This is a genomic window from Janthinobacterium sp. EB271-G4-3-2 (assembly GCF_020858035.1).
GTDB lineage: Bacteria > Pseudomonadota > Gammaproteobacteria > Burkholderiales > Burkholderiaceae_D > Janthinobacterium > Janthinobacterium aestuarii.
This window is the reverse complement of record NZ_JACYMG010000019.1, coordinates 15,030-38,847: the sequence shown is the minus strand read 5'-3', so window position 1 is coordinate 38,847 and position 23,818 is coordinate 15,030. Positions and strand designations below refer to the sequence as shown.

Here is a 23,818-nt window from a genome sequence, read left to right as displayed (position 1 = left end):
CATGACGCCACTGCTGGAACTCTCCTTCGCCACGACACAACTGGGCCAGCAGTATTTCGGCCCGTTCAATCTGCAGGTGGCACCCGGCGAGCGCGTCGCCATCCTCGGTCCCAGCGGCGCGGGCAAGTCGACCCTGTTGAAACTGATGGCGTGCGAATTGCAGCCGCAGGCGGGCCAGGTGATGCTTGCCGGCCGCCCCCTGGCGCAGTGGCCGCTGGCCGACCTGGCGCGGTGCCGCGCCGTGCTGCCGCAAGGCGCGAACATGGCCTTCGGCTTGCAGTGCGAACTGGTGATCGGCCTGGGACGGGTGGCGCGCCTGGTCGATCCGCAACTGGAACGGATCGTGCAGGACGCGGCCGCGCTGGCGCACGCCGCCCATTTGCTGGGCCGCCGCCTGGATACTTTATCCGGCGGCGAACAGGCCAGGGTGCAGCTGGCGCGCATCTTCGCGCAGATGTGGGATGTGCGCGATGGCTTGATACTCGTCGATGAACCGCTGGCGGCGCTCGATCCCGGCCTGCAGTTCGATCTGCTCGACAGCCTGCGGCAGTTCTGCGCCGCGCGCGGCCACGCCGTCATCGCCATCCTGCACGACATCAATCACGCCTTGCTGGGTTTCGAGCGGCTGCTGCTCGTGCGCTCGGGCCAGCTGGTCGGCGACATCGCCAGCGATGCCGGCGCCGTGCCCGCCCTGGCCGCGCTGTACGGCATCGCCCTGACGACGGCGACCAGCAGCGACGGCCACGTGTGCGTCATCCCCGCCAGAAGCGCGGTGCGCAGGGCCGCCTGATCGATCCATTTACCAGACGTCCGCCGCGCGCGGCCGCGCCATCTGGCCGCTGCCCAGCAGCCACACCATCAGGGCGTCGGCCTGTTCGCGCGTGGCCGCCACCTCTTGCACGATGCCGAACGCTTTCATGGCGCCGGCCGCCATCGCCTGCAGGCGCGCGCGCCGTTCCGCGTCCGCCTCGATGGACACTAGGCCGCGGCAAATGGCGGCCAGCGCCACCTTGTTGTGCTTGAGCCACAGGCCGCGCCGCTTGCGGTCGACGTGCGCTTCGTCGCTGCGTTCCTCTTCGAACAGCATGACGAACGGTTCGCCGTGGCGCAGCAGCGCATCCATGTCGTTTTCCCACAGCGGGGCATAGCCGGCGACGGCCGTTTCAGGGCGAAAGCGCACGATGGGAAAGTCGCTGACGTCGTGGATGGAAAAATGTGCGGGGTTCGGTTTCATTGGGTACTTTCTTGCGAGGTGCTTGAAAAGGCTTGCCAGCCGCCGCCCAGCGCCTTGTAGACCTGGACCAGCGACAGCGACGCGGTGGCGCGGCTGTCGACCAGCGCCGCTTCGTTGTTCAATAAAGTGTTTTGCACGTGCAGCACGTTGATCAAGTCCGTGCCGCCCTGGCGGTACTGCAGTTCCGCGCTGCCCAGCGCGCGCCGTCCCTGTTTGACGGCTTCATCGAGGCTGGCCTGGCGGCGGGCGTTGGCCTGGTAGCCGGACAAGGCGTCTTCCACCTCGTGCCAGGCGGCCAGCACCGTCTGGCGGTAGGCGATGGCCGCTTCCTGCTGCTGCGCCTCGCGCAATTGCAGGCTGCCGCGCAGGCGGCCGCCATCGAACAGGGGCACGCTGAAGCCGGGACCGAAGGCGAAGCGCTTGGCGTCCCAGCCGATATCGGACAGCTGCATCGCTTGCAGGCCGACGCTGCCCGAGAGCGTGATGCGCGGATAAAAATCGCCTTGCGCCACGCCGATGGCGGCCGTGGCCGCGTGCAGCTGCGCTTCGGCGCGGCGGATGTCGGGACGCCGCTCGGCCAGGCAGCTGGGCACGCCCAGCTGCACTTGCATGGCCACGGCGGGAATGTCCTTGACCGCCGCCAGCTCCGCCTGCAAGGCTTGCGGCGGCAGCGCCAGCAAGAGGGCGAGGGCATTGCCCAGGCGCGCTTCGCGCTGCTGCAGCGGCGGCAGGCGCGCTTCGATGGTGGCCACGTGGGCCGCCGCCTCGGCCTCGTCGAGCTGCGTCGCCGCGCCTTCGCGCAGGCGGATGCGGGTCAGCTCCAGGGTATGGCGGGCGATGTCGAGCAGCTGCTGCGTGATGGCCAGGGTTTGCTGCGCGCCGCGCAGCTCGATGTAGTCGCGCGCCGTCTCGGCCAGCACGGCCAGCAGCACGCCGCGCTGCGTTTCCTGGGCCACGTCGATCCGCGCGTCGGCCGCTTCCACTTCGCGCCGCACGCGGCCCCACAGATCCAGCTCCCAGGCCGCGTCAAGATTGCCTTGCCACAGGCTGTAGGCGGATTGGCCGTTGTTGCGCGACGGGTCGCTCAAGCCTTGTTCGCTGTTGCGCGCGCGGTTGTAGCCGCCATTCGCGCCCAGCGAGGGGCCTTGCGCGGCGCCGGCCACGCCCCGTGCGGCGCTGCTTTGCTCGAGCCGGCTGGCGGCCGCCAGCACGTCGAGGTTGGCGCCGGCGGCGCGCCGCAGCAGGGACGACAAGGTCGCGTCGCCAAAGCCGTCCCACCAGCGCTGTTCGATGGCGCCATCCTGTGCCGCCGCGAATCGGGCATCCTGCGCCTGACGCCATTGCTGTCCCAGGTCATTGCGCGGGCGCTGGAAGTCGGTGCCGACGCTGGCGCAGCCGGCCAGGCCCAGGGCCGTGATCAAGATCAGTGCTTTCATCGCGCGCTCACCTGTGTCAATGCTTGACGGCGCATGGCCGTATCGATGCGCACTTCGGCCGACATGCCCACGCGCAGGCGAGTGCCCCGGTCCCGGTCGCCATCCTGCTCCGGGTCGAGCGCGATCCGGACGGGGATGCGCTGCACCACCTTGGTGAAGTTGCCGGTGGCGTTTTCCGGTGCGATGGCGGCAAACGTCACGCCCGTGGCGGGCGCGATGCTGTGCACGGTGCCGTGCAGGAGCATGCCCGGATAGGCGTCGACGGCGATGCTGGCGCGCTGGCCCTGGCGCACGTGCGTGAGCTGGGTTTCCTGCAGGTTGGCGACGACGAAGCTGCGGTTCAAGGGCACCACGGCCATCAGGCTGGCGCCGGGCGCCACCAGGGCGCCGACGCGCACGGCGCGGCGTCCCACGATGCCGTCGATCGGGGCGCGCAGCTGCGTATGCGACAGATCCAGTTCGGCCCGTTGCAGGCTGGCGCGGGCGCGCAGCAGGGCCGCTTCGGCCGCGCCTTGCTGCGCTTGCAAAATGTCCGTCTGCTTGCGGGTGGAGACGAGGGCGGCGCGGTTTTGCGCCAGGCGCGCGCGGCTCACGTCGTAGCGCGATTGCGCCTGCTGGGCGTTTTGCACGCTGCCCGCGCCCTGGCCGGCCAGGTGCGTTGAACGGGCCAGTTCCTGCTGCGCCAGTTTGTCTTCCGCCTGGTTGGCCTCGACCAGGGTGCTGGCTTGTTCGATCACCGATTGCTGGCGCTGCAAGGTGGCGCGGGCATAGTCCAGCTGCGCCTCGGCGCCCGCGACTTCGGCGCGTGCCGAGGCGGCGGCGGCCTGGTAATCGCGGTCGTCGATGCGGGCCAGCAGCTGACCCGCCTTGACAGCCTGGTTGTCTTCCACCAGCACTTCCCGCACGATGCCGCCCACCTTGGGAGAGAGCACGGTGTAGTCGGCGCTGACGAAGGCGTCGTCCGTGCCTTGTTCGTCGCCGCGGGCGAACAGCAGTTGCCAGGCGCAAAAGGCGAGGGCGCAGGCCAGCAGGGCCAGGCCGAGGAGGAAAGCGCGCGAGCGCAGTATGGTTTTTTGCATGGGGATGCTCTTTCGTAAAAATGAAAATTCAAGCGGCGCGCGGCGGATAGACGCGCGTCGGCAGGATGGGGATGATCACAATCATGGCCAGCGCGATGGCGGCCACGCAGAGGTACAGGTCGGACGAGGTCAGGGTGACGACTTGCGCATGCATGCGCGCACTCAGGCCAGACCCCAGGCCTGGCATGTCCATGCCGCCCGGCAGGTTGCCCAGGCGGTCGCTGAGCACCGTCGAATGGAAATGGTTGCGGCGCGTGATCAGCGCATCGAGCACGCCGGTGGCGACGACGGCCGACATGCCCTTGATGGTGTTGAACCAGGCCGAGGCGAATGGGCCATCCTGCGGCGCCAGGCCCGTGGTGGCCAGCAGCAGCAAGGGAATCACGGCCATCGGTTGCGCAAAGATCTGCACCGCTTGCAGCAGGTAGAAATGCGTGCGTATCCAGTCGGGCGACATGCGCGCGCCGAACACGCAGGACAGGGCCAGCAGGGCCAGGCCGATGGCCAGCACCCAGCGGCAGTCGACGGCGCGCAGATTGCACAGGGCGGCCACCAGCGGCAGGGCGATCAGCTGCGGCAGCGCCACCATCAGCATCACGGGCGCCGTTTGCAGCGGGCGGTAGGCGTGCACCTGTGCCAGGTAGGACGAGGGGATCAGGATCACGGCCAGCAGCACGAACAGCACGCCGCCCAGGGTCAGCAAGGCATGGCTGAGATTGCGCCGCGACAGCAGCTGCAGCTTGAAAAACGGCAGCGGATGCGACCACTCGTTGATGAAGAACAGTACCAGCAGCACGGCGCCGCCGCCCAGCAGCACACAGACCAGCGGCGAGGCGAACCACGCCAGGCGTTCGCCCTGCAGCATGCCCACCACCAGCATGCTGATGGCGGGCAGGCCAAGCAGCAGGCCGCGCCAGTCGAACTGGCGGAAACGTTCGAGGCGCAGCGGGTCTTGCGGCAAGCCCCAGGACACCATCAGCAGGGCGACGATGCTGCCCGGGACGACTTGCCAGAACGCCCATCGCCAGCCCAGATACTCGGTCCAGAACGCGGCCAGCGGCGTGCCCAGGCTGGGGCCGAAAGTGGCGCTCAGCGCATAGCCGCCCAGGCCATACAGCTTGATGTTCGGCGGCAGGAAGCGCAGCGCCACCGTCATCAGCATGGGCGGCAGGGCGCCGCCGGCCGCGCCCTGCACCACGCGCAGGAACATCAGCACGGACAGGTTCGGCGCAAACGGGCATAGCAGGCCGGCGGCCATGCAGACGATGATGGCGGCGGCCGTCAGGCGGCGCAGCGAAAAAGTGACGGAACACCACGGCGCGAACGCCATGGCCGACACCGAGGCGGCCGCATACAGGGCCACGAGCCAGCTGGCGTCGTCGCGCGCGATGCCCATGGCGCCGCGGATGTCGGCCAGCGCGACCTTGGTGATGTTTTCATTCAGGCCGGACACCAGCACGGCCAGCAGCACGCCGGTCAGGCCCGTGGCCAGGCGCAGGCCGAAAGCAGGGGGAGCAGGCGGCGCGGCCGCGGGGGCGGCGCCGGGAAGCGGTACAGCGGACACAGGGAACTCCGTGGATAAGGATCAGTCCACGCAGTATAGGTAGCCGTTAATCTTGTGAAAATTGATAATTAAGGAAGTGTGAATTGCGTCTGGCGCAATGGTGGTTGAGCTCAGCCCTTAGGTGCCTGGCGGCGTGCCGCCGCACAGCTCCTTGATCATCCGGCGCAGCCAGCGGTGCGCATGGTCGTGGTCGAGGCGCGGGTGCCAGGCCTGCATCACGTCGACGCTGTCGACGGGAATCGGTAGCTCGAAGGTGCGCAGCTTCAGGCCCAGGCGCTCGACGATGGCCAGCAGCGGCGTGGGCATCAAGGGCAGCAGCAGGCGCGAATCGGCCACGGCGAAGATGGCGGACTGGAAGTTGGGGCTGATCAGCGAGACGCGGCGCGTGTAGCCCCGCTCGGCCAGGGCCGTGTCGAACGGGCCGCGCGCCAGGCCGCGCCGCGAGACGCTGATATGTTCGTACTCGGTAAAGCTGTCGAGATTGACGGGGCCGTCGAAGATCGGGTGGTCGCTGCGGGCGATGCCGACAAAGCCGCTGGTAAACAGCTGCTGCAGCTTGATGTCGGGTGCAAAGGCGCGCCGCGCGCTGATGTACAGGTCGATGCGGCCCGCGTGCAGGGCGTCGTTTTCCGTGGCGCCGTCGCCTTCGGGCACGAAGCGCAGCACCGTGTGCGGCGCGTGCACTGCCAGCAGGTCGCGCAGCTTGCCGCCGTAGGCGCCGACAAACACGTCATTGGCGCACAGGCTGAACGTGCGTTCCAGGGTGCGCAAGTCGACTTCGCGGCCCGACGTGAAGATGGCGTGCGCCTGCTCCACCACGCCGCGCACCTGCTCGCGCAACTCCAGCGCGCGCGGTGTGGGCGCCAGGCCGCGCCCGGAGCGCACGAAGACGGGGTCGCCGATGGCGTCGCGGATGCGCGCCAGAGTGCGGCTCATGGCCGGCGCGCTCAGGTTCATGCGCCGCGCGGCGGCCACGGCGCTGCCTTCCTCGAGCAGGATGTCGAGGGCGACGAGCAGGTTCAGGTCGGGGAGTTTCATGCGGCGATTATAGCCCGGGGGCCAGCGCCGGCGCTGCGCCGGCAGGATGCCGGCGCAACAGGGATGCTACTGCGCGATTACTCGGCTGCCGGCTCGGCGCCGCAGCATTTCTTGAACTTCTTGCCGCTGCCGCAAGGGCAGTCGTCGTTGCGGCCCACTTTCGGCTCTTCGCGCTTCATGGTTTGCACCGGTGCCTTGCGGCGCGGGACCCAGAAACGGTGGATGGCCGGCAGGTTCGCTTCCAGTTCCTGCGCCAGCTTGTGCGCCTTGACCGGGTCTTCCACCAGTTTCAGCTCTTCTTCCTTGATTTCGTCGGCGCCCAGCAGGTAGATCGGCTGCATCAGTTCGGCCACTTCGGAATCCCAGATCTCATTCCACGAGCCCGGACGCAGTTCCATGCCGTCCCAGAAGCCCCAGCACCAGGCTTCGGCGTCGATCAGGGTCTGGCCTTCGTAGTCGTGTTCGACGAACAGGGCTTCGAACTCCTTCGGCGCCACTTCAAACGTCACCAGCACTTCGTTCATGAAGCGCATGATCAGGTTGACGATGCGTTCTTCTTCCTTGCTGTTCTTGAATTTCGGCGCATCTTCGGCATCTTCGCCCCACACGCGCGGCAACCATTCGGCCGGCATGATCGGTTCCGGGCCGATGGCGACGGCCGTCAGATAGCCGTGCAGCATATCCATGGTCATCGCGTCTTCGGAGCAGCGCTCCGACAACAGGAATTGGTCTAATTCGTCAAATTCTTTTTCTGATAATGGCTGTTCGAGTTGCATGGCTTGCTCTTTTATGAATGTAAGGCGCCAGTATACGCCTTGCGGCGCTTCATCACCGAAGTGTTTGCACCTGCGGCCCGCGCGCGCCTTACAATGTCGCTTATGCACAATGAAAACCAGCCGCACGAGGACGACCGGCCCGTCCATCCCTTTTCCGCCCTGAGCCCCGATTGCGTGCTCGACGCCCTCGACAGCGTGGGACTGCGCGGCGATGGCCGTCTTCTGGCCTTGAACAGCTATGAAAACCGCGTCTACCAGGTCGGCATCGAAGACGGCGCGCCGCTGGTGGCCAAGTTTTACCGTCCCGCGCGCTGGAGCGATACGGCCATCCTGGAAGAACACGCGTTCGTGTCCGAGCTGGTCGAGCGTGAAATCCAGGTGGTGCCGGCGCTGGAAATCAACGGCAGCACCCTGCACCAGTACCAGGGCTTCCGCTTTGCCGTCTTCCCCCGCCACGGCGGCCGCGCGCCCGAGCTGGACGACCCGGCCACCCTGGAATGGATAGGGCGCTTCATCGGCCGCATCCACGCCGTCGGCGCGCTGTCGGCCTACAAGGAACGGCCTGCGCTCGACCACCAGACGTTTGGCGTCGAACCGCGCGAGTTTCTATTGGAAGGTAATTTCCTGCCGCCCGAACTGCTGGCCGCCTATTCCAGCGTGGCGCAGCAGGCGCTCGATGGCGTCAAGCGCTGCTATGACCGCGCGGGCGACGTGGCCATGCTGCGCACGCACGGCGACTGCCATGGCGGCAACGTGCTGTGGACGGACGCCGGCCCCCATTTCGTCGATTTCGACGATAGCCGCATGGGACCGGCCATCCAGGACCTGTGGATGATGCTGTCGGGCGAGCGCGGCGAGATGGTGCGCCAGATGAGCGACATCCTGGCCGGCTACGAGGATTTTTGCGATTTCGACCCGCGCCAGTTGTACCTGGTCGAAGCGCTGCGCACCCTGCGCCTGATCCATTATTCGGCCTGGCTGGCGCGCCGCTGGGACGACCCCGCCTTCCCCGTCGCCTTCCCGTGGTTTAACACGCAGCGCTACTGGCAGGACCGCATCCTGGAACTCAGGGAGCAGGTGGCCTTGATGGATGAGGCGCCCCTCTGGCCCATCTGAATGCATATTTTGCCAATAAAACCGTAGCGAGCGGCAGTGATTTGCGTCCGAGAAGCGCAACTGGGCTGACGCCCAGTGAGCATCGCCGGACGCAAAGCGCGACGCGCAGTAGGTTTGATTGGTGAAATGATGAAAAGGGCGGTAAAACAGGCTCTTCTTGCCGCGCTGATTTGCGCATGCCTGTTCGATAATGGTGCTAATAAATTCCTAGAAGCAACGGAATTCACCCGAACAAGCGAGAAATCATGCAAGCACAGCAAAATCAGCGCCAGGCCGCCTCCCTCACCGTTGCGTATTCCGCCGACGACGAGTTCGACCAGGACAGCATCGTTTCGCTGCATGATTTCAAGGACCTGGAGCGCAAGGCGGAAGTGCCAGCTGCCGCCATCGCGTCCGAACCGCAAGCCGAACCGCAAGCCGAGCCGGCAGCCGAAGCCGATACCAAGGCGCCCGCCGTCGAACGCCAGAAAATGGAATTGAAAGCCATCCACGAGGCGATTGCCCGGGTGGAAGCGGAAGCGAAGGCCACGTGCGCCGCCGAAAGCCGGGCCCTGGCCGAGGCGCGCGTGCGCTCGCTGGCCGAGGACCGCGCCGCCATCGACGCGGCGGCCGCCGCCGCCGCCCAGCAAAATGCGCAGGCAGCCGAGGAAGCGATTGCCGCCAACCGCGAACGTCTCGATACCATGCGCGCCGCCGCGCAAGCGAGCGTGGCCCGCCTGGAAGCCGTCAAACAGGAGACGGCCGAACTGCGCGCCCGCGTGGAGTCCGACAATGAAATTCGCCTGGCCGCCGAACAGCGTTCGCGCGCCGAGCAGGAAAGCCGCTTGCGCGCCAGCGAGCAGGTGGCTGTGCAGTCGGAACTGGCCGAGCAGGCCGCCCGCGCCGCCGAAGAATTGCAAGTGCAGACGGAGCAGGCGCGCCTGCAGGCCGTCGAGCGCGTCGCCGCCGTGCAGGCGGCCAAGGAAGAAATGGTGGGCATCGCCTCGGCCGATGCACGAGTTGCCGTGCTGGCCCGTGAACGCGAGCGCCATGCGCACGGCGCGCGCCAGACGGCGCAGATGCTGGCCGAAGCGGAAAGCGAAGCGCTGGACTTGACGGTGCAGCGCGAGCGCGCCGACCAGATCGCGCTGGAATCGGCCTTCAACCGCGCCGCCGCCGAAGTGCGCGCCCTGGAAGAAGCGCGCGCGCTGGCGCATCTGGAACAGGAGCGCGAAGCCATCGCCTTGGCGCAGGCGGAATCGGAACGCCATGCGGCGCAGTCGCTGCGTTTGCGCCTGCAGACGGAAAAAGAATTGCGCGACGCGGCCATCCACCGCGAGCGCCTGGAAATGGTCGCCGTGGCCAGCGCGCAGGCGCGCCGCGATGCCGACGTGCGCATCCTTGCCGCCACCGAAGCACGCATCGAGGTGGACCGCCAGCTGCGCGCCGTGGCGCTGGCCCGCGTGACGGCCGAACAGGATGCGGAAATCGCCGGCCACGCCAAGCTGGAAGCGGAAACGGCGGCCCTCGAAGAAACCAAGGCACGCGAAGCGGCCGAGCAGGCCGCCGCCGTGGCAGCCGCCCGTGAACTGGAAGAGCAGCAGCGCGCCGCCAGCCTGGCGCAGGAACGCGCCGAACTGGCGCGCCAGGCGTCGGAACTGGCCGCCAGCCAGAATGAAGCCGAGCAGGCCGAAGTCGATGCCGGCAAGGCGACATTGGCCGCGCAGGAACAAGCGTCGCAACTGGCGCAGGAAAAAGCCCGTCAGGCAGAGCAGCTGCTGCAAGCGGAGCAGGAGCGCCTGGCCGCCGAACAAGCCGCTATCGCCGCTCTGAAAGAAAAACTGGAGGCGGAAGCGCTGGCGTTCAACGCGGCGCAGGAACGCATCGCCGCAGAAGGCGCGCAAGCGGAACTGCTGCGCGGCCAGCACGCGGCCGAACAGGCTTTGCGGGAAGCGGCGCAAAAGGAAGCGGACGCCATCCGCATCCTGATGGACCAGGCCCTGGTCGAAGGCGAAAAAAAGGCCGCCGCAGCGCTAGCCGTGCAGGCGCAGGCACGCCTGGCCGTGGAGCTGGGCCAGGTGCATAGCGAGCGCGCCCGCGTGGAAGAAGACAAGGCGCAAGCAGCCGATGCGCTGCTGGCGTCCGAGCGCGATTTCGTCGCGGCCGAACGCGAGTCGCTGGCCCTGATCGCGCAAAAACTGGTGCAGCAGCGCCAGACCAGCAGCGCGGAAGAGCGCGCCTCGCAAGCCATCGCCGGCCGTCTGGAAGCGGAAAAGCAGGCGACGGCAGCCGCCGAAACGCGCGCCGCGATGGAACAGCAGGCGCTCGACGCCATGCGCCAGCGCGAGCAGCTGGAACTGGCCGCGCAGCAGGCCGCCAGCGAGAAACTCGACGCGCAGCAAGCCTTGCTGGCCAGCGCCCAGGCCCATGCGGCCCTGCAGCGCAAGGCGGCCGAGACGACGCGCGCGATGGCGGCCGCCAAGCAGCAATTGCTGGAACGGGAAATGGAGCGCGCGCAGCAGCAAGAGCGCGAACTGGCCGCTCTGCGCGCCAGCCTGGAACAGCCGCAAAGCGCGTTTTCCAGTTCATTGACCGCCGCCCGCGCGAAAGCCGAACAGGTCAGCTCGGCCAGTTTGACGCGGGAAGTGATCGAGAGATTGACGCAGCCGAACGAGTCAGCCGGCGCCGTCTGGCGTTCGCGCTAGGCAGGATACCGAACCAAACCTACCGCGCGGCGCGCTTTGCGGCCACAAATCACTGCCGCTCGCTACGGTTTTGTTCGATATCGTTATTTTAGTGGAGAGCAAGATTTTTTACGTCTTTCCATCAGAATTTTCTCCCCACCCCCACCAGCAGCACATCCGCATCGCGGTGATAATCGGTGATGACCCGGTTCCACGCCACTTGCGCCAGCCAGTCGCGGTTGACGTGGTAGCGGGCCACGGCTGACAGCAAGCCTGTCAGGCGCGTGTCGTGGCCCTGGGTGTTGCGGCCGTCCCACGCCACGTACGGCCCGGCGCCCATGCCGAATTCCACCTTTTCATTGAGCGAGCGGATCAGCCACAGCTGGGCGGCCGCGCCGCGCCGGTGCGCCAGCGCCGTGCTGCCTTCGTCGATGAGGGTGGCGCTCCAGTCCACGTATTTTCCCGCCGCGCGCCGGTATTCCAGGGTGAACGGGCGCGAGGATTCGGAGCGGAAGCTGTTGACGATGGTGTGGCCTGTCGACAAGGTCAAGGTGTCGTCGTATGCCCAGTTCTGCAGGTGCAGCTTGGCGCCCGGCACGCCGTCATAGCGGTAGCCGGCGCCGATCAGCAGGTGCGTGGTGGTGTCCTTGCCGCTGGGGCGGATGCGGTTGACCTGGGCCAAGGCATACCAGCGGTTGTCGAACTGCCAGCGCGCCTGCAGGCTGGCGATGGAACCCCAGCCGTGGTCATTGTCGAAATTGTGCGGCGCTTCGTCCGTCTTGGCCGTGTCGAAGAAAAAATAGCGGCCGATGCCGGCGCCCAGCATCAAGCCCTGCTCCACGTTTTTCGTGCGCAGCCAGACCTGGCCCGCCATGCCGTCGCGGTGATGGTTTTCCGGATGCCCTTCGTTGATATACGACAGGCTGACCGCATTGTAATTGCCCACCGGCTGCGTGTAGCTGATGGCGCCGACAAAGGTGCGTTCATTGGTCGAGTTGACTTTCAGGGAACCTGCCATGCCGGAGATATCCTGTGCCTGGGGGGACAGGGGGAGAGCGGCGGCCAGCAGGGCCAGGACGGTGTATGGCAGGCGCATGGCGTTTCCAGTGACAGAGGTGAATACACGCTAACGGTCGTCTGGCGCAGTGTCATGCGATTGCGCAAGCTTCTTGCACATTGACTACATTTGTAAACTGTTTCAGCCAGAACTCATCACGAGTGTATAAGAAAGCGAGAATGCGTGAGGCGCGCCATGCATCGATGGCTGGAAGAGGGGCGGTAGCTGGAGGAGGGAATGGCGCCGGCGCGAGAAAGGCTGGCCGGCGCGATGCTGCGACATTGCGGTGTTACTGGCTCAATACGACCTTATCGGCAAAATATTCCGTCTCGCCGAAGCATTGCGTGGGCACGCCCTTGTGCTGGCTGTAGGTGACGAGGATGCGCTTGCCGGCGGCGGCCGTCAACTGCTTCGCCACGTCCTCATCGCGCACGCTGAACTGGAATTTTTCCGGAATGGTGCCCGGCAGCGCCGTCAGCAGCAACTCACCCTCCCATGTCTTGCAGATCCAGCCCCGCTTGGAGAACTTTTGCAGGTAGCCCGCCCGTTCGCCTTCCGAGTACGAGAAGCTGAGGGCCATCCACGTGTAGGCTGCCAGCAGCAGGAAGCCGGCCACGAGGAAGATGGCAAAGGCGAAGGTGACTTTTTTGGTCGTAGGGGTCATGTTGACTTTTATCGTTAAATTGAAGAAAACCCGGGGTCAGACGGGGACGCCGAGTCCCGGCGGGTCTGACCCCAGCCTTCCGCTAGTGGTGTACCTACACTCAGTCTTTCCGTCCGGCTTTCCAGTTCAGGCCGAAATTGTAGCGCTCGTCCATGGCCTGGTGCGCCGTGATTTTACCTTGGCCGCCGAAGTATTCCACCAATTTTGTCACCTGCAGGTTGCCGCCGTGGTTTTCCAGCATGGCGATGGCGCACATGGCGTGCTGGCTGTCGCTGTCGAGGCGCACTTCCACCGTGGGCTGGCCGGGAATCTCGATCGTCACGACGCCATCGGTGGCGGCCCAGTTCGGCACGCCTTCGTAGATGAATGCGTACACGAGCACGCGCTTGATCTGGTCGAAATGGGTGCCGTTGATGAAGATGTTTTCGCCGCTGCTGATGCTGCCCGTGCGGTCGTCGCCTTCCAGGTGGATGTACGGCGGACGGTCGTAGGCGCCCCAGCTGTTGCCCAGTGCCTGCACGGCGCTTTTGCTGCCATTGCTCATTTCGAACAGGCAGCCGATATCGAGGTCGATGCCGCCCGAACGGCCGGCCGGCTTGTTGAACAGCTTGCCGAGGAAGCCCGTGTCCAGTTTCGAGGCGGGCGCCTGGCCTTGCGACGCATTCTGGTTCCAGTTCAGGTTGACCTTGATGCGGCCATAGCCGCCGCTGTCGCGCTTGTCGAGCGAAATCTTGTCGCCGCGCTTTTCCAGGCGGATTTTCGACAGCGAGATTTTATTCGCCGGCGGCGGTGCCGCTGGCGCAGGCACGGAAGCCGGTGCTGGCGCCGGGGAGGACGCCCCCGCTTCGCTGCCGCCGAAGTGCTTCAGCAGCGCCGCCAGGCCGCCCGCGAAACCCTGGCCCACGGCACCGAAGCGCCAGCTGCCGTCGCGGCGATACAGTTCGCCGATGATGACGGCTTTCTCGTCCTGGAAGTCGTTGCCCGTGAAGGCGAACGTGGCCGCCTGGCCCAGCGCCATGCTGGAGTTGCCCAGCGCGCGCATGCTGCCCTGTTCCGTCGCCGCAGTAAACACCAGCTTGTCGATCGAGGCGGGCAGGCGGGCAAGGTCGACCTGGAAGGTGGAGCGGGGACCATTCAGCTCCACCGTGACGGCGTTGTCCGGCGCGCTTTTCTGGTTGTAGAACACCATGTAGCGGTCGTCCGACAGCTTGCCGGCCGCATCGACGCCGAAGCAGCTGACGTCCACTTCCATCGAACCCGAAACGATATCGAGCGTGACGGCAAACGGGCCGTTCAAGCCCAGGTCGGCCAGTTTGCCTTTTTGTCCGCGTGTGAAATTGGTCATGGTCGTGCAATCCCTTCGTCGCTTGAGAGTTGAGTCAATGAGGTAGTCGGATGGTGCGCGGCGGCGCCATCGGCCGCATGGCGGATGCCGAACAGGCGCGCCTGCTCGATGATGCGCAGCGCCCAGCTGGAATGGGTCGCCACTTCGCACATCGATTCCTGCATGCGGAACACGGCCGGGCTGTCCGGGTCGATGATGCGCAGCGCCAGTTCGATGTCCGACTGCGCCACCTGGTAATGGCGTTCGATCTGCGGCACCTGGTCCGGATGGATGGCCGTCTTGGCGATCATGCCATGGGCCATGTCCTGCGCCACTTCCGCGTCGAGCCAGCTGCCCTGCGACAGGTGCTCGAAGACGGGCGCCGTCAGCTGGAAGCCGTGCGGCTTGAAGATGGTGACCAGGCGGCCGATGACCTGGCCCAGCGGGGTCTGGTAGATGGTGCCGCTGGTGGGGCGGCGCAATCCCAGCAGGGCCAGCAGATCGTTGCCGCCGATGCGCAGGGCCAGGATGCGGCGCCGCACTTCCGGCGCGGACAGGATGATGCGGAACTGCTTCATTTCCTCGTCGTCGAATACTTCCGCCGTTTCCAGGGTCGGCATCAGCAGATGGTGCGTGTGGCGCACCAGCTCGAAATACGCGTTGAAATTGCTGCGCGTGGATTTCGGCAGCACGAAGCCGCTCAATTTGTCGGCACCGGGCATGGCCAACACGCGCGCCAGCACGTCGAGATTGCGCACGCGCACGAAGCGCAAGGTATCCGAGTCGTCGCACATGTTTTGCAGCGCCAGCGACAGATTGAACAGCGCGTAACTGAGGTCGCGTTCCGCAATGGCGTCTTCGGTGCAAAGGATCACCGAGCGCAAATGGCTGAATTTGTCGCCATTGGCGATCGCCAGCAAATCCTTGTGCGTGGTCGGCACATACATGGAGGCGCCGAGCGCCGCTTTGTGTTCGCTTTGCGGGTGTAGGGAGTTGTTATCCATCGACTGCGCTCCTGATAAGGGCGACCGCCTGGTAAGGCAGCGCCGGTTCTACTGTGACGGGTATGGCTTTTTCCTGCGCCAGAAGCAGCAAATGTGCCACGTCCGGCGCATTCGTGTCGCGCACGATCAGGCGTTCGGGCACGCGGCGCAGCAGCACGCGCGTCGCTTCGCCGATGCCGGGCTTGATCAGGTTGATGTCGCTGATGCCGTATTCCTGCTGCGCGGCGGCCATGTAGGCTTGCGAGCGGGCCGCCATGGCTGGCGCATCGCTCGCTTCGGCCAGCGGCACGCCGCTGCTGGCGGCAATGGCCACGGCATCGGCCACCAGGCCGTCGGCGAAAGCGCGCGACTGGTCGTGCTGCTCGAACTGCGCGTAGTACACGCAGCCATGGAAGTCGCCGGGGGCTATGGTTTCGTTGAGCACGGAGCGGCTGACGAGGCCCGAGACGGTGGCATTCAGAATGCTCGACGGGATCAGGTAGTCGCTGGCCGAGGCGGCGCAGGCGGCCGTGCCGGCCAGGTCGGACAGCACGAACAGGCCGCCGTCGATCGCCGTGCCATTGGCCGCGTTGAAATCGTGGACCGTCTGGCGCAGCTCGCGCGAAATCACGCCCTTGCCCGTCCAGCCGTCAACGAAGACGAGGGAGTCGGCCGCATGGCCCTGCGCCAGGATGTGCTGCAGGGCGTTCGCGTCGATGCCGCGGTCGCGGATGATGGAGACGGAATAATGGCTGCACTCGCGCTGGAATACCTGGCGCAGCAAGTGCCCGAGGATGACGCCCACGGGCGTGCCGGCGCGCGCCAGCGACACCAGCGTGATGGGGCCCGTGCGGCGCGCCGCGATCAGCGCGGCCAGGCGCAGGCAGTCGCGCGCCATCTGCAGGCGGTTGGCCGCAAACGCGCTCTGGAACAGGGCCAGGTAGGCGGGCGAGGGCAAGGACTCCGGCGACAGCATTTCGCTGTAGTGGCGCTGGCCCGACTGGATCAAACGCTCTTTTTCGGCCAGGTCGCGTATCGGTTCGAGCGCCATCGGCGTGAGTAGAAACTCCACGTCTTCCTGGCGGTAGCTGCCGCTGAAATGTTGCGTGCCGTCGGTCATAGCGCCGCCACCGTGAGTGCCGCCAGCTGGGTGCCGTTGGGGATGATGGCGTAGTCGCAGGCGGCCATGAAGCGGGCGTCCGAACGGCTGTCGCCCATGCCGAAGCTGACGATGGGGCCGTGTTCGGCTTCCAGTTCCGCGCGCAGGTAGGCCACGGCGCGCGCCTTGTTCAAGGTCTTCGGCAGCACGGCCAGGTTGTTGCCGTTGCGGTGAATGAAGTAGTCGGAACCTTCGGTGGCGATCCACTGCTGCAGCACCTGCTCTTCGATGTCGGCCAGGCGTTCGCCGCGCGCTTCATGGTCCTTGACGACGATGTAGAACGGCGTGTTGTAGTCTTCGATCAGGCGCGCGCGCGAAGGCATGCCCGTCTTGACCTGGAAATCGTCGATGATGCGCATGGCGTCGCGCAGTCCGGGCAAGGCCGTCTGCATGTCGTCCTGCATCAGGGCCAGCCAGCCAGAGTCGAGCGCGCCGCCCGGCTGCAGCACGATGCCGCCGTAATCGAGCACGCTGTAGCTGGTAAACGGCAGGTCGACCCGGCGGAAGGCGTCGCCATTTCTCGCCGTGGCGGGGATCAGGGTCATGCCGCTTTGCGCGAACTCGAAGAAGGCGCGCTGGCGCGCCGTCGTAAACGAGCAGGCGTCGCCATTTTTCAAATAGGCGGCCGCTTGCAGGTCGGTCTCGCCCGGGCATTTTTTCGGGGTCTGGAACAGTGTGTCGTCCAGATCAACAAACAGGAATTTCTTCAATTTTGGTCTCTGACTGAAAGTGGAACAGGCGGCCATTCAACTGGCCGGCGAGTTGCATGAGGGCCGGGCTGGCCGGGGTTTCATGGCAGATGAAAACGTGCTGGTACTGGCCAGGCGCCACGTTGTACAGGTAGTTGGCGATGCCTTCGCCGTAATTGTCGTCGCAGTTGACGATGTGGCCGACGGAGCCCCACGACAGGATCGGCGAGCGCGTGGTCGACTGCACCACGACGTTCTTGCCCAGCGCTTCGAGTTCGCGCGCCAGCAGGAACGACGGGTGCATGAATTCGCCCGTGCCCAGCACCAGCACGGAGTCGCCGGCGCCGATTTCCTGCGCCAGCTGCACGGCCAGGCCTCGCGGCGGCGCCAGGGCGCGCCCCACGCCGATGCGGCCGAACGCGGGGCTGGCGCCCCGTTCCGCATTCGCCTCGAAGCGCTGCGCGCTGGCCGCCACGGGTGCCGGCGCAGCGCCGGCCTGGAATGCATACTGTCCGGAGAGCGCCGCGCCGATGCTGGTGGGCAGGCCGAAACGCTCGCTCAAGCCCGCGTTGGCGGCCTGGCCCATGAAATTGGTGATGACGCCCAGGTGCAGTTTTTCCAGCTGCGGATAGCGCGCGCGGCACACTTGTACCAGATTGGCGAAGGTGTTGCCGGTCGACGCTTCATCGTCGATCAGCACCAGGCTGCGCGCCGTGGAAAACAGGGCGCTGGCAGTGTCCGACAAATGCAAAAACTGGCGCGGCGCGTGGCTGTGCGATTCCTCGAATTCGAAGAAGGGCACCGTGCCCACGCGGTAGCGCGAACTGTGCAAAAACAGGGCCTTGCCATTCGGGTTGGCGCGCAGCCACGCCTCGAACACGCCCTGGCCCAGGCCGACGGCCGTTTCCGCCATGGCGATGAAGACGACGGGACCGGGCAGGCTGGGAGGAATCTGCGCGGCCAGGTCGTCGTGGATGGTTTGCATGGCGCGCGGCGTGACGGGCCAGTGCTTGCCCAGCACCTTCGAGAGGAATAAAAAGCCGCGCTTGGCGTTGGCGCGCGCGGCAAAGCCGATCAGCCAGTCCAGCGGAAAGCGCGCCTCGTCCACTGTCAAGGTTAGCTCGCCCGTGGGCATCTGCTGCTTGACGATGTTCATGGCAGCTCCACGGCGTAGGCGGCTTCGCCCACGCGCATGCCTTCCTGGACGGCGGGCACGGTGAGCTTGTCAAAGCCCTGGTCGAAACCGGCCAGCGCCAGGTAGGGCAGGTTGGGGCCGGCCGCGCAAGCCATGCCGATGCCGCCCGACATGCGCGGGTTGATCTCCAGCAGCGCCAGGCCATTCGCGCCTTCGCGGAACTGGATGTTGAAGACGCCATTCAGGCGGTAGTCGTGCGCCAGTTTGCCGCAAGCCGCCAGCAGGTCGTCGCGCAGTTCGATCAGCTGGCCGCTGCCGCCCCCATGCAGCTTCTTGCGCGGCACGGCGCAAATGAGCTTGCCCTGGTCGGCGACGCAGTCGGCGCTGTATTCGTGGCCATCGAGGTACTCCATCAGCAGCAGGGTCTTGAACGATGCCATCTGCGCCAGGCCGTTGCGCAGCTCCTGCGCATTGATCTGGTAGGCGGCGCCGGCCAGCAGCAGCTGGGCGCTGGTGCGCTCCTCATCGAGAATGGCAAAGCCCAGGGCATACACGGATTCGGACGGCTTGATGCACAGTTTGCGATGCAGCGGCCGCAGCTCGGCGTAGGCGGCGTCGTATTCGGCGATGGTGGTCACGGCGCGGTAGTCGGCCGGGCGCGCCATCGGCAGATCGAGGCCGTCGCAGAAGCGCGCCTTGTCGTGCATCAGCGTCAGGGTCTCTTCGCTGGCCACGCTGAGCACGCGCGTGCCGATGGCGGCGAAGCGCGCGCTGGCGCTGCCGATCAGGCCCGCTTCCTTGCCGGGCCAGAAAATCGTGATGCCCCGCTCGCGGCAAAATTCCAGACACCACTCGACATAATTGAGGCCTGTGAGGCCCGACGGTTCGACCGCGTATTCGTGGGCGGACAGAAAGGCGGCAGCGTGCGCGTTCGTATTGCTGCACACGATGTGATAGCGGGGCGCGCCGTTTGTCGCGGCCATGTCGGCCTCGCGGATCAGACGCATGGCCGTGCCGACCGAGGAAAATGTTTTGTTGAACCAGACTCTTTGCATGTACGGGGACCGGGTGGAAATAGGGGAAGCCGCGCGCGGGTGCGCGCGCGGAGATTCTAAACGACCAGACTTAACCTGGCCTTAGAGGGGGGAAATCAGCCGGCTTTGCCCGACGCCGTCCACTTCAGGAACGCGTCGCGGTTGCGCGAGCAGATGAACACCTTGCCCGAGCCGGAAAAGCGCAGCACGATGCCTTCGCCGCTGGTCACGCTGTTGACGATATTGCCGAGGAAGCCGCCGATGCCGCCGCCGCTCGCGCCGCCGCCCGTGGTCACGGAAATCTCGTATTTCAGGCTGCTGTCCCAGCAGACGACGTGGGAATTGTCGATCACGACATCCTTGCCCGGTTCGACGTCGAGCTGGAACATGGAGCCGAAGCCCGACACCACCACTTGTCCCGTGCCGGCCGTCTCCATGACGAAGAAGCCGCCCGACTGGGCGAACAAGGCGTTGCCGATGCTTTGCGTGCGCACCTTCATTTCCGTGCCCGAAGTGGCGGCGACAAAGGCGCCGTCGTTGAGCAGGTACTGGCGCGCGCCCACGTCGACCACTTCGATGGCGCCCGGCAGGGTGGGCGAGAGCAGGCAGTCGCCGCTGCCGCGCACCGCTTCGATGTGCTGCTGGAAGAACGACTCGCCATTGGCGAAGCGGCGCATGATGGCGCTGCCCAGGCCGCCCGTCATCTTGCCTTTCAAGTCCAGCGCCGTCTCCATCATCACCATCGCATCGGATTCGCAATAGATGGTTTCGCCCTGCTTCATGCTGACGTGCAGGAATGGATCGACGTCGCCCGTGACACTAAATACTGGCATGATAAATCTCCAAAAAAAAGCCGCCTGATCTGTGCAGGCGGCAGCAATGATATGACATTAAGATAATTCACCTCGGAAAACCGTAGCGAGCAAGCTCGATTTCGGGTTAAGTCGCGCAGCTGTACGGAGGTACAGCGAGCAACGCAGGCCCGAAAGTGAGCGGCGCAGTAGGTTTAACGAGCGTGAATCAGGCGTTGACGCCGAAAGAACGGGCGAGGGGGCCCAGGCCGCCGTTGAAGCCCTGGCCGATCGCCTTGAACTTCCATTCGCCGTTGTAGCGGTAGATTTCGCCAAAGATCATCGCCGTTTCCGTCGAGCTGTCTTCGGACAGGTCGTAGCGGGCGATTTCTTTTTCGCCTTCCGCGTTCAGGCAGCGGATGAAGGCTTTCGAGACCATGCCGAAGTTCTGGCGGCGCGCGTCGGCGTCGTGAATGGTGACGGTGACGCTGATGCGGTCGATGTCGGCCGGCACGCGCGACAGGTCGATTTCGATGCGCTCATCGTCGCCCTCGCCTTCGCCCGTGGTGTTGTCGCCCGTGTGGACGACGGAACCGTCGGTCGACTTCAGGTTGTTGTAGAAGATGAAGTCAGAGTCGCCACGGACTTTGCCGTCGCTTTTCAGGAGGAACGCGCTACCGTCAAGGTCGAAGGTGGCGCCGTCCGTCGAACGAGGATCCCAGCCGAGGCCGACGATGATCTTCTTCAGGTTCGGTGCTTCCTTGCTCAGGTTGACGTTGCCGCCTTTTTGCAAACTGATTGCCATGTGGTGCTCCTTTTTAATAAATAACTCAAACAGACCTGCATGGGATGAGCGCCAGAGCGCTCGTGCCATTACTCTTTCAACTGGGGGCGCAACCCCCGATTTCAAGCTTCTGCCGCGTGCCGTTTGCGATAACGCAGCGATGACCACAGCGAGACCAGGATGAAGGCCACGCCCGACAGGCCGGTGAACCACTCCGGAATATGGTACTTGACGGACGCCAGCATGATCAAGGCGAGAATCCCGATCGCATAATGGGCGCCGTGCTCGAGGTAGACGAATTCGTCCAGGGTACCCTTGTGCACGAGGAAGACCGTCATCGAGCGCACGAACATGGCGCCGATGGCCAGGCCCAGCATGATGATGACGACGTCGTTGGTGATGGCAAAGGCGCCGATCACGCCGTCAAAGCTGAACGAGGCGTCCAGCACTTCCAGGTACAGGAAGCCGCCGATACTGCCGCGCGCCACCGTTTTTACCAAGTCGCCATTGCCGTTTTTGGCCGGCGCCGCGTCTTCTTCCGCGTCATCCTGCAAGTCCGGTTCGCCTTCTTCCAGCAAGCCGCTGATCCAGTTCACGCCGATGTAGACGGCGATGCCGACGATGCCCGAAGCGAGCACGCTGTACTTTTCATCCACGGGACCCATCGCCACGCAGGCGGCCACGGCGCCCATGGTGATCAGCACGGCCAGGCTTTCGGTGCCCAGCGCGTTGACTTTTTCCTCGGCCCAGCCCAGCCAGTGCAATTCCTTCTCGTCGTCAAACAGGAAGTTCAGGAAGACCAGCAGCAGGAAAGCGCCGCCGAAGGCCGCCACTTGCGCATGGTTGTCCGTCAGGTGCTTGGCGTACACGTCCGGCGTCGTGGTGGCCATGGTCCACACGTCGACCAGGCCCAGGCCCGTGGCCACCGATACGATGACGAGCGGGAACAGCAGCCGCATGCCGAAGACGGCCACGAGGATACCGACCGTCAAAAACAGCTTTTGCCAGAATTCATTCCAGTGGCGCAAGACCGAGGCGTTGACCACGGCATTGTCGAACGACAGCGACACTTCCATGATGCCCAGCACGCCCGTGATCCACAGCGCCTGGATCATGCCGGCCATGCCGCCATGGCTGTAACCCCACCAGCCCGACACCGCCATCAGGATAAAAGTGACTAAAAAGGAAATTCTGAAATGCCGCATGAGGACCCCGTTGCAAGTATGAAGACGTTTGATTATCCGCGCCGCTGTGCGCGCCGCACTCAGTGTTGATATACGTCAATTGTTGTATATGCCATGATTTTATATGATCGCCGCCGCCGGCGGCGTTTTTATGGCCCGACGAAGGACAGTTCTGCCGGGGCCGATGATCTGCGATAATTGCGGCGCGCCTGTCTGGCTGCCGCAGCCCCAGACACACACTCTACATCTATATAAGAAGGAATACCCCGTGGATATCGCTTACCTCGTCACGCCCCTGATCGCCTGGATCCTGGTCGGACCGATCAAATTCCTGATCAACAGTGTCCGCACGCGGCAATGGGCGTTCGGCCTGGTCGGCAATGGCGGCTTTCCCAGCAACCATAGCGCCGTCGTATCCAGCATGGCGACCCTGATCGCCTTGCGCGAAGGCATCGGCCACCCCGCCTTCGGCGTGGCCGTGACCTTGGCCTTCATCGTCATCATCGACGCCAACAGCCTGCGCCAGCATGTGGGCAAGCAGGCAGCCGCCATCAACCGCCTGGCCGGCGAAGCGGCCAGCGCCACGCACAAGACCTTGCGCGAACGCATGGGCCATACCCTGGTGGAAATCGCCGGCGGCCTGTGCACGGGCGTGGCCATCGGTTTCCTGATCAACTACGTGTTTGCCCGCTAAGTTCGCTTCTCCTGAAACGCAAAACCCCGCTTCAAGGCGGGGTTTTGCGTTTCAGGGCGTAAAAACTACGTTTCATCCATTGAATAAAGCATTACAGGAAACCGCCGATTGACATGCCCGGATGCGCTCATGGATACTTTGGCGCTTGTGGTTTTAATAAAAATAAATGCCTTGCTATCGCCTGCAGCCCTATCCGGGCCGCCGGGACGGTCGTGGCGCTATCTATCCGGAGAAATACCCATGTTGCGCAAAACCCTGTTTGTTCTGGCAATCGCTTCTGCCTTGGCCGCCTGCGGCAAAGAGTCCAAAGATCCCGGCAAGGGCGGCAAGGATGGCAAGGAACAGGCGGGCGCCGCCGTCAATCTGCTGGTCTCCCCGGAAGACTTGCTGACCATTCAGAGCAATGCGCTGGCGTCGGGCCCAGTCATCACCGGTTCCGTGCAGCCCGAGCGCAACGCGGACTTGCGCGCCGAAGTGTCGGCCGTGGTGATCCAGGTGCTGAAGGAAAATGGCGAAGCCGTGAAACGGGGCGACGTGCTCGTGCGCCTGGACGAAACGGCCATCCGCGACAGCCTCAATTCGGCCGAAGAAGCGAGCCGCGCCTCGAGCCAGGTGCTGGAACAGTCCGAACGCATGTTCCAGCGCATGAAAACCTTGCGCGCCTCGGGCATGACGTCGACGCAGGCGCTGGAAGACGCGGAAATCCGCCGCAACAATGCACAAAGCGATCTGTCCGCCGCGAAAAGCCGCGCCGCCCAGGCCCGCCAACAGTTGCAGCGCACCCTCGTGCGCGCGCCGTTTGACGGCATCGTGAGCGAGCGCAAGGTATCGAATGGCGATACGGCGCAAATCGGCAAGGAATTGATCCGGGTCATCGATCCGACCAGCATGCGCCTCGAAGGCCTGGTGTCGGCCGACAAGATCGGCGTCGTCAAGGTGGGCCAGCCCGTGCTGTTCCGCATCAATGGCTATCCAGGGCAGGATTTCGCGGGCAAGGTGCGCAGAGTCGACCCTGCCGCCAACGCCGTCACGCGCCAGGTGGCCGTGCTGGTCGATTTCAACGACAAGGAACAGCCGCGTGTGGCGGGCCTGTACGCGGAAGGGCGCATCGAGACGGAAACCGTCAGCGCGCTGATGATCCCCGATTCGGCCCTGGTGAAGGCGGGCGACGTCACGTACACGTGGAAGGTCAAGGACAAGGCCTTGCATAAGGTCAACTTGCGCATCGGCGCGCGCGACGTGCGCACGGGCCAGTGGGAAGTGCAAAGCGGCCTGGCCAGCGGCGACACCGTGCTGCGCACGCCCGGTTCCACCTTCAAGGATGGGCAGAAAGTGGAATTGACGGCAGCCAAGGCCGTGCCCGCCGCCGCCGTGGCCAGCAGCAGCGCCGCCGTTGCCGGTAAAGGAAACTAAG

22 protein-coding genes are annotated in these 23,818 nt (G+C 65.1%); 5 read left to right on the top strand and 17 right to left on the bottom strand.

Annotated features, from left to right (window positions below; translation table 11 throughout):
* The first annotated feature begins 1 nt into the window (after position 1).
* Positions 2-790, top strand: coding sequence for an ATP-binding cassette domain-containing protein (locus IGS55_RS26895; protein ID WP_230519273.1), 789 nt, complete (start codon positions 2-4; stop codon positions 788-790).
* A 9-nt stretch (positions 791-799) separates the two neighbouring features.
* Here IGS55_RS26895 and IGS55_RS26890 read toward each other — a convergent pair whose 3' ends face one another.
* The 6 genes from IGS55_RS26890 to IGS55_RS26865 form a co-directional block, all read right to left on the bottom strand.
* Positions 800-1,234, bottom strand: a complete 435-nt coding sequence (locus tag IGS55_RS26890) for a hypothetical protein (protein ID WP_230519272.1) — start codon at positions 1,232-1,234, stop codon at positions 800-802.
* Positions 1,231-2,670 carry an efflux transporter outer membrane subunit gene (locus tag IGS55_RS26885; protein ID WP_230519271.1) on the bottom strand — a complete coding sequence of 480 codons (1,440 nt, stop codon included), beginning with the start codon at positions 2,668-2,670 and terminating at the stop codon, positions 1,231-1,233. The genes IGS55_RS26890 and IGS55_RS26885 overlap by 4 nt, the downstream gene beginning before the upstream one ends.
* Positions 2,667-3,749, bottom strand: coding sequence for an HlyD family secretion protein (locus IGS55_RS26880; RefSeq protein ID WP_230519270.1), 1,083 nt, complete (start codon positions 3,747-3,749; stop codon positions 2,667-2,669). The genes IGS55_RS26885 and IGS55_RS26880 overlap by 4 nt, the downstream gene beginning before the upstream one ends.
* A gap of 28 nt (positions 3,750-3,777) precedes the next feature.
* On the bottom strand, positions 3,778-5,313 hold the full coding sequence (locus tag IGS55_RS26875) for an MFS transporter (RefSeq protein WP_230519269.1): 1,536 nt from the start codon (positions 5,311-5,313) through the stop codon (positions 3,778-3,780).
* Positions 5,314-5,430: 117 nt separating this feature from the next.
* Entirely contained in the window at positions 5,431-6,351 is a 921-nt protein-coding gene (locus IGS55_RS26870) for a LysR family transcriptional regulator (RefSeq protein WP_230519268.1), read from the bottom strand.
* Between the two features lie 77 nt (positions 6,352-6,428).
* Positions 6,429-7,127 carry a UPF0149 family protein gene (locus IGS55_RS26865; protein WP_034785080.1) on the bottom strand — a complete coding sequence of 233 codons (699 nt, stop codon included), beginning with the start codon at positions 7,125-7,127 and terminating at the stop codon, positions 6,429-6,431.
* A gap of 102 nt (positions 7,128-7,229) precedes the next feature.
* On the opposite strand from IGS55_RS26865, the gene IGS55_RS26860 reads away from it, so the two are divergent.
* Positions 7,230-8,243 (top strand): serine/threonine protein kinase, encoded by a 1,014-nt coding sequence (locus IGS55_RS26860; protein ID WP_230519267.1) that lies wholly within the window; start codon positions 7,230-7,232, stop codon positions 8,241-8,243.
* A gap of 245 nt (positions 8,244-8,488) precedes the next feature.
* Positions 8,489-10,927, top strand: a complete 2,439-nt coding sequence (locus IGS55_RS26855; RefSeq protein WP_230519266.1) for a hypothetical protein — start codon at positions 8,489-8,491, stop codon at positions 10,925-10,927.
* A gap of 121 nt (positions 10,928-11,048) precedes the next feature.
* Here the strand turns inward: IGS55_RS26855 and IGS55_RS26850 are convergent, their stop codons facing one another.
* The 11 genes from IGS55_RS26850 to IGS55_RS26800 all read right to left on the bottom strand — a co-directional run bounded on the left by IGS55_RS26850 (position 11,049) and on the right by IGS55_RS26800 (position 21,731).
* A complete protein-coding gene (locus IGS55_RS26850; RefSeq protein WP_230519265.1) occupies positions 11,049-12,002 on the bottom strand; it encodes a hypothetical protein in 954 nt (317 codons plus the stop codon).
* A gap of 250 nt (positions 12,003-12,252) precedes the next feature.
* A complete protein-coding gene (locus tag IGS55_RS26845; RefSeq protein WP_034759290.1) occupies positions 12,253-12,627 on the bottom strand; it encodes a hypothetical protein in 375 nt (124 codons plus the stop codon).
* 100 nt (positions 12,628-12,727) lie between these two features.
* Positions 12,728-13,972 carry a TerD family protein gene (locus IGS55_RS26840; protein WP_230519264.1) on the bottom strand — a complete coding sequence of 415 codons (1,245 nt, stop codon included), beginning with the start codon at positions 13,970-13,972 and terminating at the stop codon, positions 12,728-12,730.
* Positions 13,969-14,955: an HpcH/HpaI aldolase/citrate lyase family protein gene (locus tag IGS55_RS26835; RefSeq protein ID WP_128140107.1), complete on the bottom strand. Its 987-nt coding sequence runs from the start codon at positions 14,953-14,955 to the stop codon at positions 13,969-13,971. Before IGS55_RS26835 ends, IGS55_RS26840 begins: the two co-directional genes overlap by 4 nt.
* Positions 14,948-16,054, bottom strand: coding sequence for a cysteine protease StiP family protein (locus IGS55_RS26830; RefSeq protein ID WP_230519263.1), 1,107 nt, complete (start codon positions 16,052-16,054; stop codon positions 14,948-14,950). Before IGS55_RS26830 ends, IGS55_RS26835 begins: the two co-directional genes overlap by 8 nt.
* Positions 16,051-16,803 (bottom strand): HAD family hydrolase, encoded by a 753-nt coding sequence (locus IGS55_RS26825; RefSeq protein WP_128140105.1) that lies wholly within the window; start codon positions 16,801-16,803, stop codon positions 16,051-16,053. Before IGS55_RS26825 ends, IGS55_RS26830 begins: the two co-directional genes overlap by 4 nt.
* A complete protein-coding gene (locus IGS55_RS26820) occupies positions 16,781-17,938 on the bottom strand; it encodes a phosphoribosyltransferase domain-containing protein (RefSeq protein ID WP_230519262.1) in 1,158 nt (385 codons plus the stop codon). Before IGS55_RS26820 ends, IGS55_RS26825 begins: the two co-directional genes overlap by 23 nt.
* Positions 17,935-18,972 (bottom strand): ATP-grasp domain-containing protein, encoded by a 1,038-nt coding sequence (locus IGS55_RS26815; protein ID WP_230519261.1) that lies wholly within the window; start codon positions 18,970-18,972, stop codon positions 17,935-17,937. Before IGS55_RS26815 ends, IGS55_RS26820 begins: the two co-directional genes overlap by 4 nt.
* Positions 18,973-19,067: 95 nt before the next feature.
* On the bottom strand, positions 19,068-19,784 hold the full coding sequence (locus tag IGS55_RS26810; RefSeq protein ID WP_034759265.1) for a TIGR00266 family protein: 717 nt from the start codon (positions 19,782-19,784) through the stop codon (positions 19,068-19,070).
* A 187-nt stretch (positions 19,785-19,971) separates the two neighbouring features.
* A complete protein-coding gene (locus tag IGS55_RS26805; protein WP_034759261.1) occupies positions 19,972-20,547 on the bottom strand; it encodes a TerD family protein in 576 nt (191 codons plus the stop codon).
* Between the two features lie 101 nt (positions 20,548-20,648).
* A complete protein-coding gene (locus IGS55_RS26800) occupies positions 20,649-21,731 on the bottom strand; it encodes a DUF475 domain-containing protein (RefSeq protein ID WP_230519260.1) in 1,083 nt (360 codons plus the stop codon).
* Positions 21,732-21,978: 247 nt separating this feature from the next.
* Between IGS55_RS26800 and IGS55_RS26795 the strand changes: the two genes are divergently transcribed.
* Both IGS55_RS26795 and IGS55_RS26790 read left to right on the top strand, forming a co-directional pair.
* On the top strand, positions 21,979-22,404 hold the full coding sequence (locus IGS55_RS26795; protein WP_230519259.1) for a divergent PAP2 family protein: 426 nt from the start codon (positions 21,979-21,981) through the stop codon (positions 22,402-22,404).
* A 240-nt stretch (positions 22,405-22,644) separates the two neighbouring features.
* Positions 22,645-23,817 carry an efflux RND transporter periplasmic adaptor subunit gene (locus tag IGS55_RS26790; protein WP_230519258.1) on the top strand — a complete coding sequence of 391 codons (1,173 nt, stop codon included), beginning with the start codon at positions 22,645-22,647 and terminating at the stop codon, positions 23,815-23,817.
* Position 23,818 lies beyond the last annotated feature (1 nt).

Coding starts and splice junctions, on each gene's coding strand:
- IGS55_RS26895 (WP_230519273.1), top strand. CDS start 2: ATGACGCCACTGCTGGAACTCTCCTTCGCCACGACACAACTGGGCCAG.
- IGS55_RS26890 (WP_230519272.1), bottom strand. CDS start 1,234: ATGAAACCGAACCCCGCACATTTTTCCATCCACGACGTCAGCGACTTT.
- IGS55_RS26885 (WP_230519271.1), bottom strand. CDS start 2,670: ATGAAAGCACTGATCTTGATCACGGCCCTGGGCCTGGCCGGCTGCGCC.
- IGS55_RS26880 (WP_230519270.1), bottom strand. CDS start 3,749: ATGCAAAAAACCATACTGCGCTCGCGCGCTTTCCTCCTCGGCCTGGCC.
- IGS55_RS26870 (WP_230519268.1), bottom strand. CDS start 6,351: ATGAAACTCCCCGACCTGAACCTGCTCGTCGCCCTCGACATCCTGCTC.
- IGS55_RS26865 (WP_034785080.1), bottom strand. CDS start 7,127: ATGCAACTCGAACAGCCATTATCAGAAAAAGAATTTGACGAATTAGAC.
- IGS55_RS26860 (WP_230519267.1), top strand. CDS start 7,230: ATGCACAATGAAAACCAGCCGCACGAGGACGACCGGCCCGTCCATCCC.
- IGS55_RS26855 (WP_230519266.1), top strand. CDS start 8,489: ATGCAAGCACAGCAAAATCAGCGCCAGGCCGCCTCCCTCACCGTTGCG.
- IGS55_RS26850 (WP_230519265.1), bottom strand. CDS start 12,002: ATGCGCCTGCCATACACCGTCCTGGCCCTGCTGGCCGCCGCTCTCCCC.
- IGS55_RS26845 (WP_034759290.1), bottom strand. CDS start 12,627: ATGACCCCTACGACCAAAAAAGTCACCTTCGCCTTTGCCATCTTCCTC.
- IGS55_RS26840 (WP_230519264.1), bottom strand. CDS start 13,972: ATGACCAATTTCACACGCGGACAAAAAGGCAAACTGGCCGACCTGGGC.
- IGS55_RS26835 (WP_128140107.1), bottom strand. CDS start 14,955: ATGGATAACAACTCCCTACACCCGCAAAGCGAACACAAAGCGGCGCTC.
- IGS55_RS26830 (WP_230519263.1), bottom strand. CDS start 16,054: ATGACCGACGGCACGCAACATTTCAGCGGCAGCTACCGCCAGGAAGAC.
- IGS55_RS26820 (WP_230519262.1), bottom strand. CDS start 17,938: ATGAACATCGTCAAGCAGCAGATGCCCACGGGCGAGCTAACCTTGACA.
- IGS55_RS26815 (WP_230519261.1), bottom strand. CDS start 18,972: ATGCAAAGAGTCTGGTTCAACAAAACATTTTCCTCGGTCGGCACGGCC.
- IGS55_RS26810 (WP_034759265.1), bottom strand. CDS start 19,784: ATGCCAGTATTTAGTGTCACGGGCGACGTCGATCCATTCCTGCACGTC.
- IGS55_RS26805 (WP_034759261.1), bottom strand. CDS start 20,547: ATGGCAATCAGTTTGCAAAAAGGCGGCAACGTCAACCTGAGCAAGGAA.
- IGS55_RS26800 (WP_230519260.1), bottom strand. CDS start 21,731: ATGCGGCATTTCAGAATTTCCTTTTTAGTCACTTTTATCCTGATGGCG.
- IGS55_RS26790 (WP_230519258.1), top strand. CDS start 22,645: ATGTTGCGCAAAACCCTGTTTGTTCTGGCAATCGCTTCTGCCTTGGCC.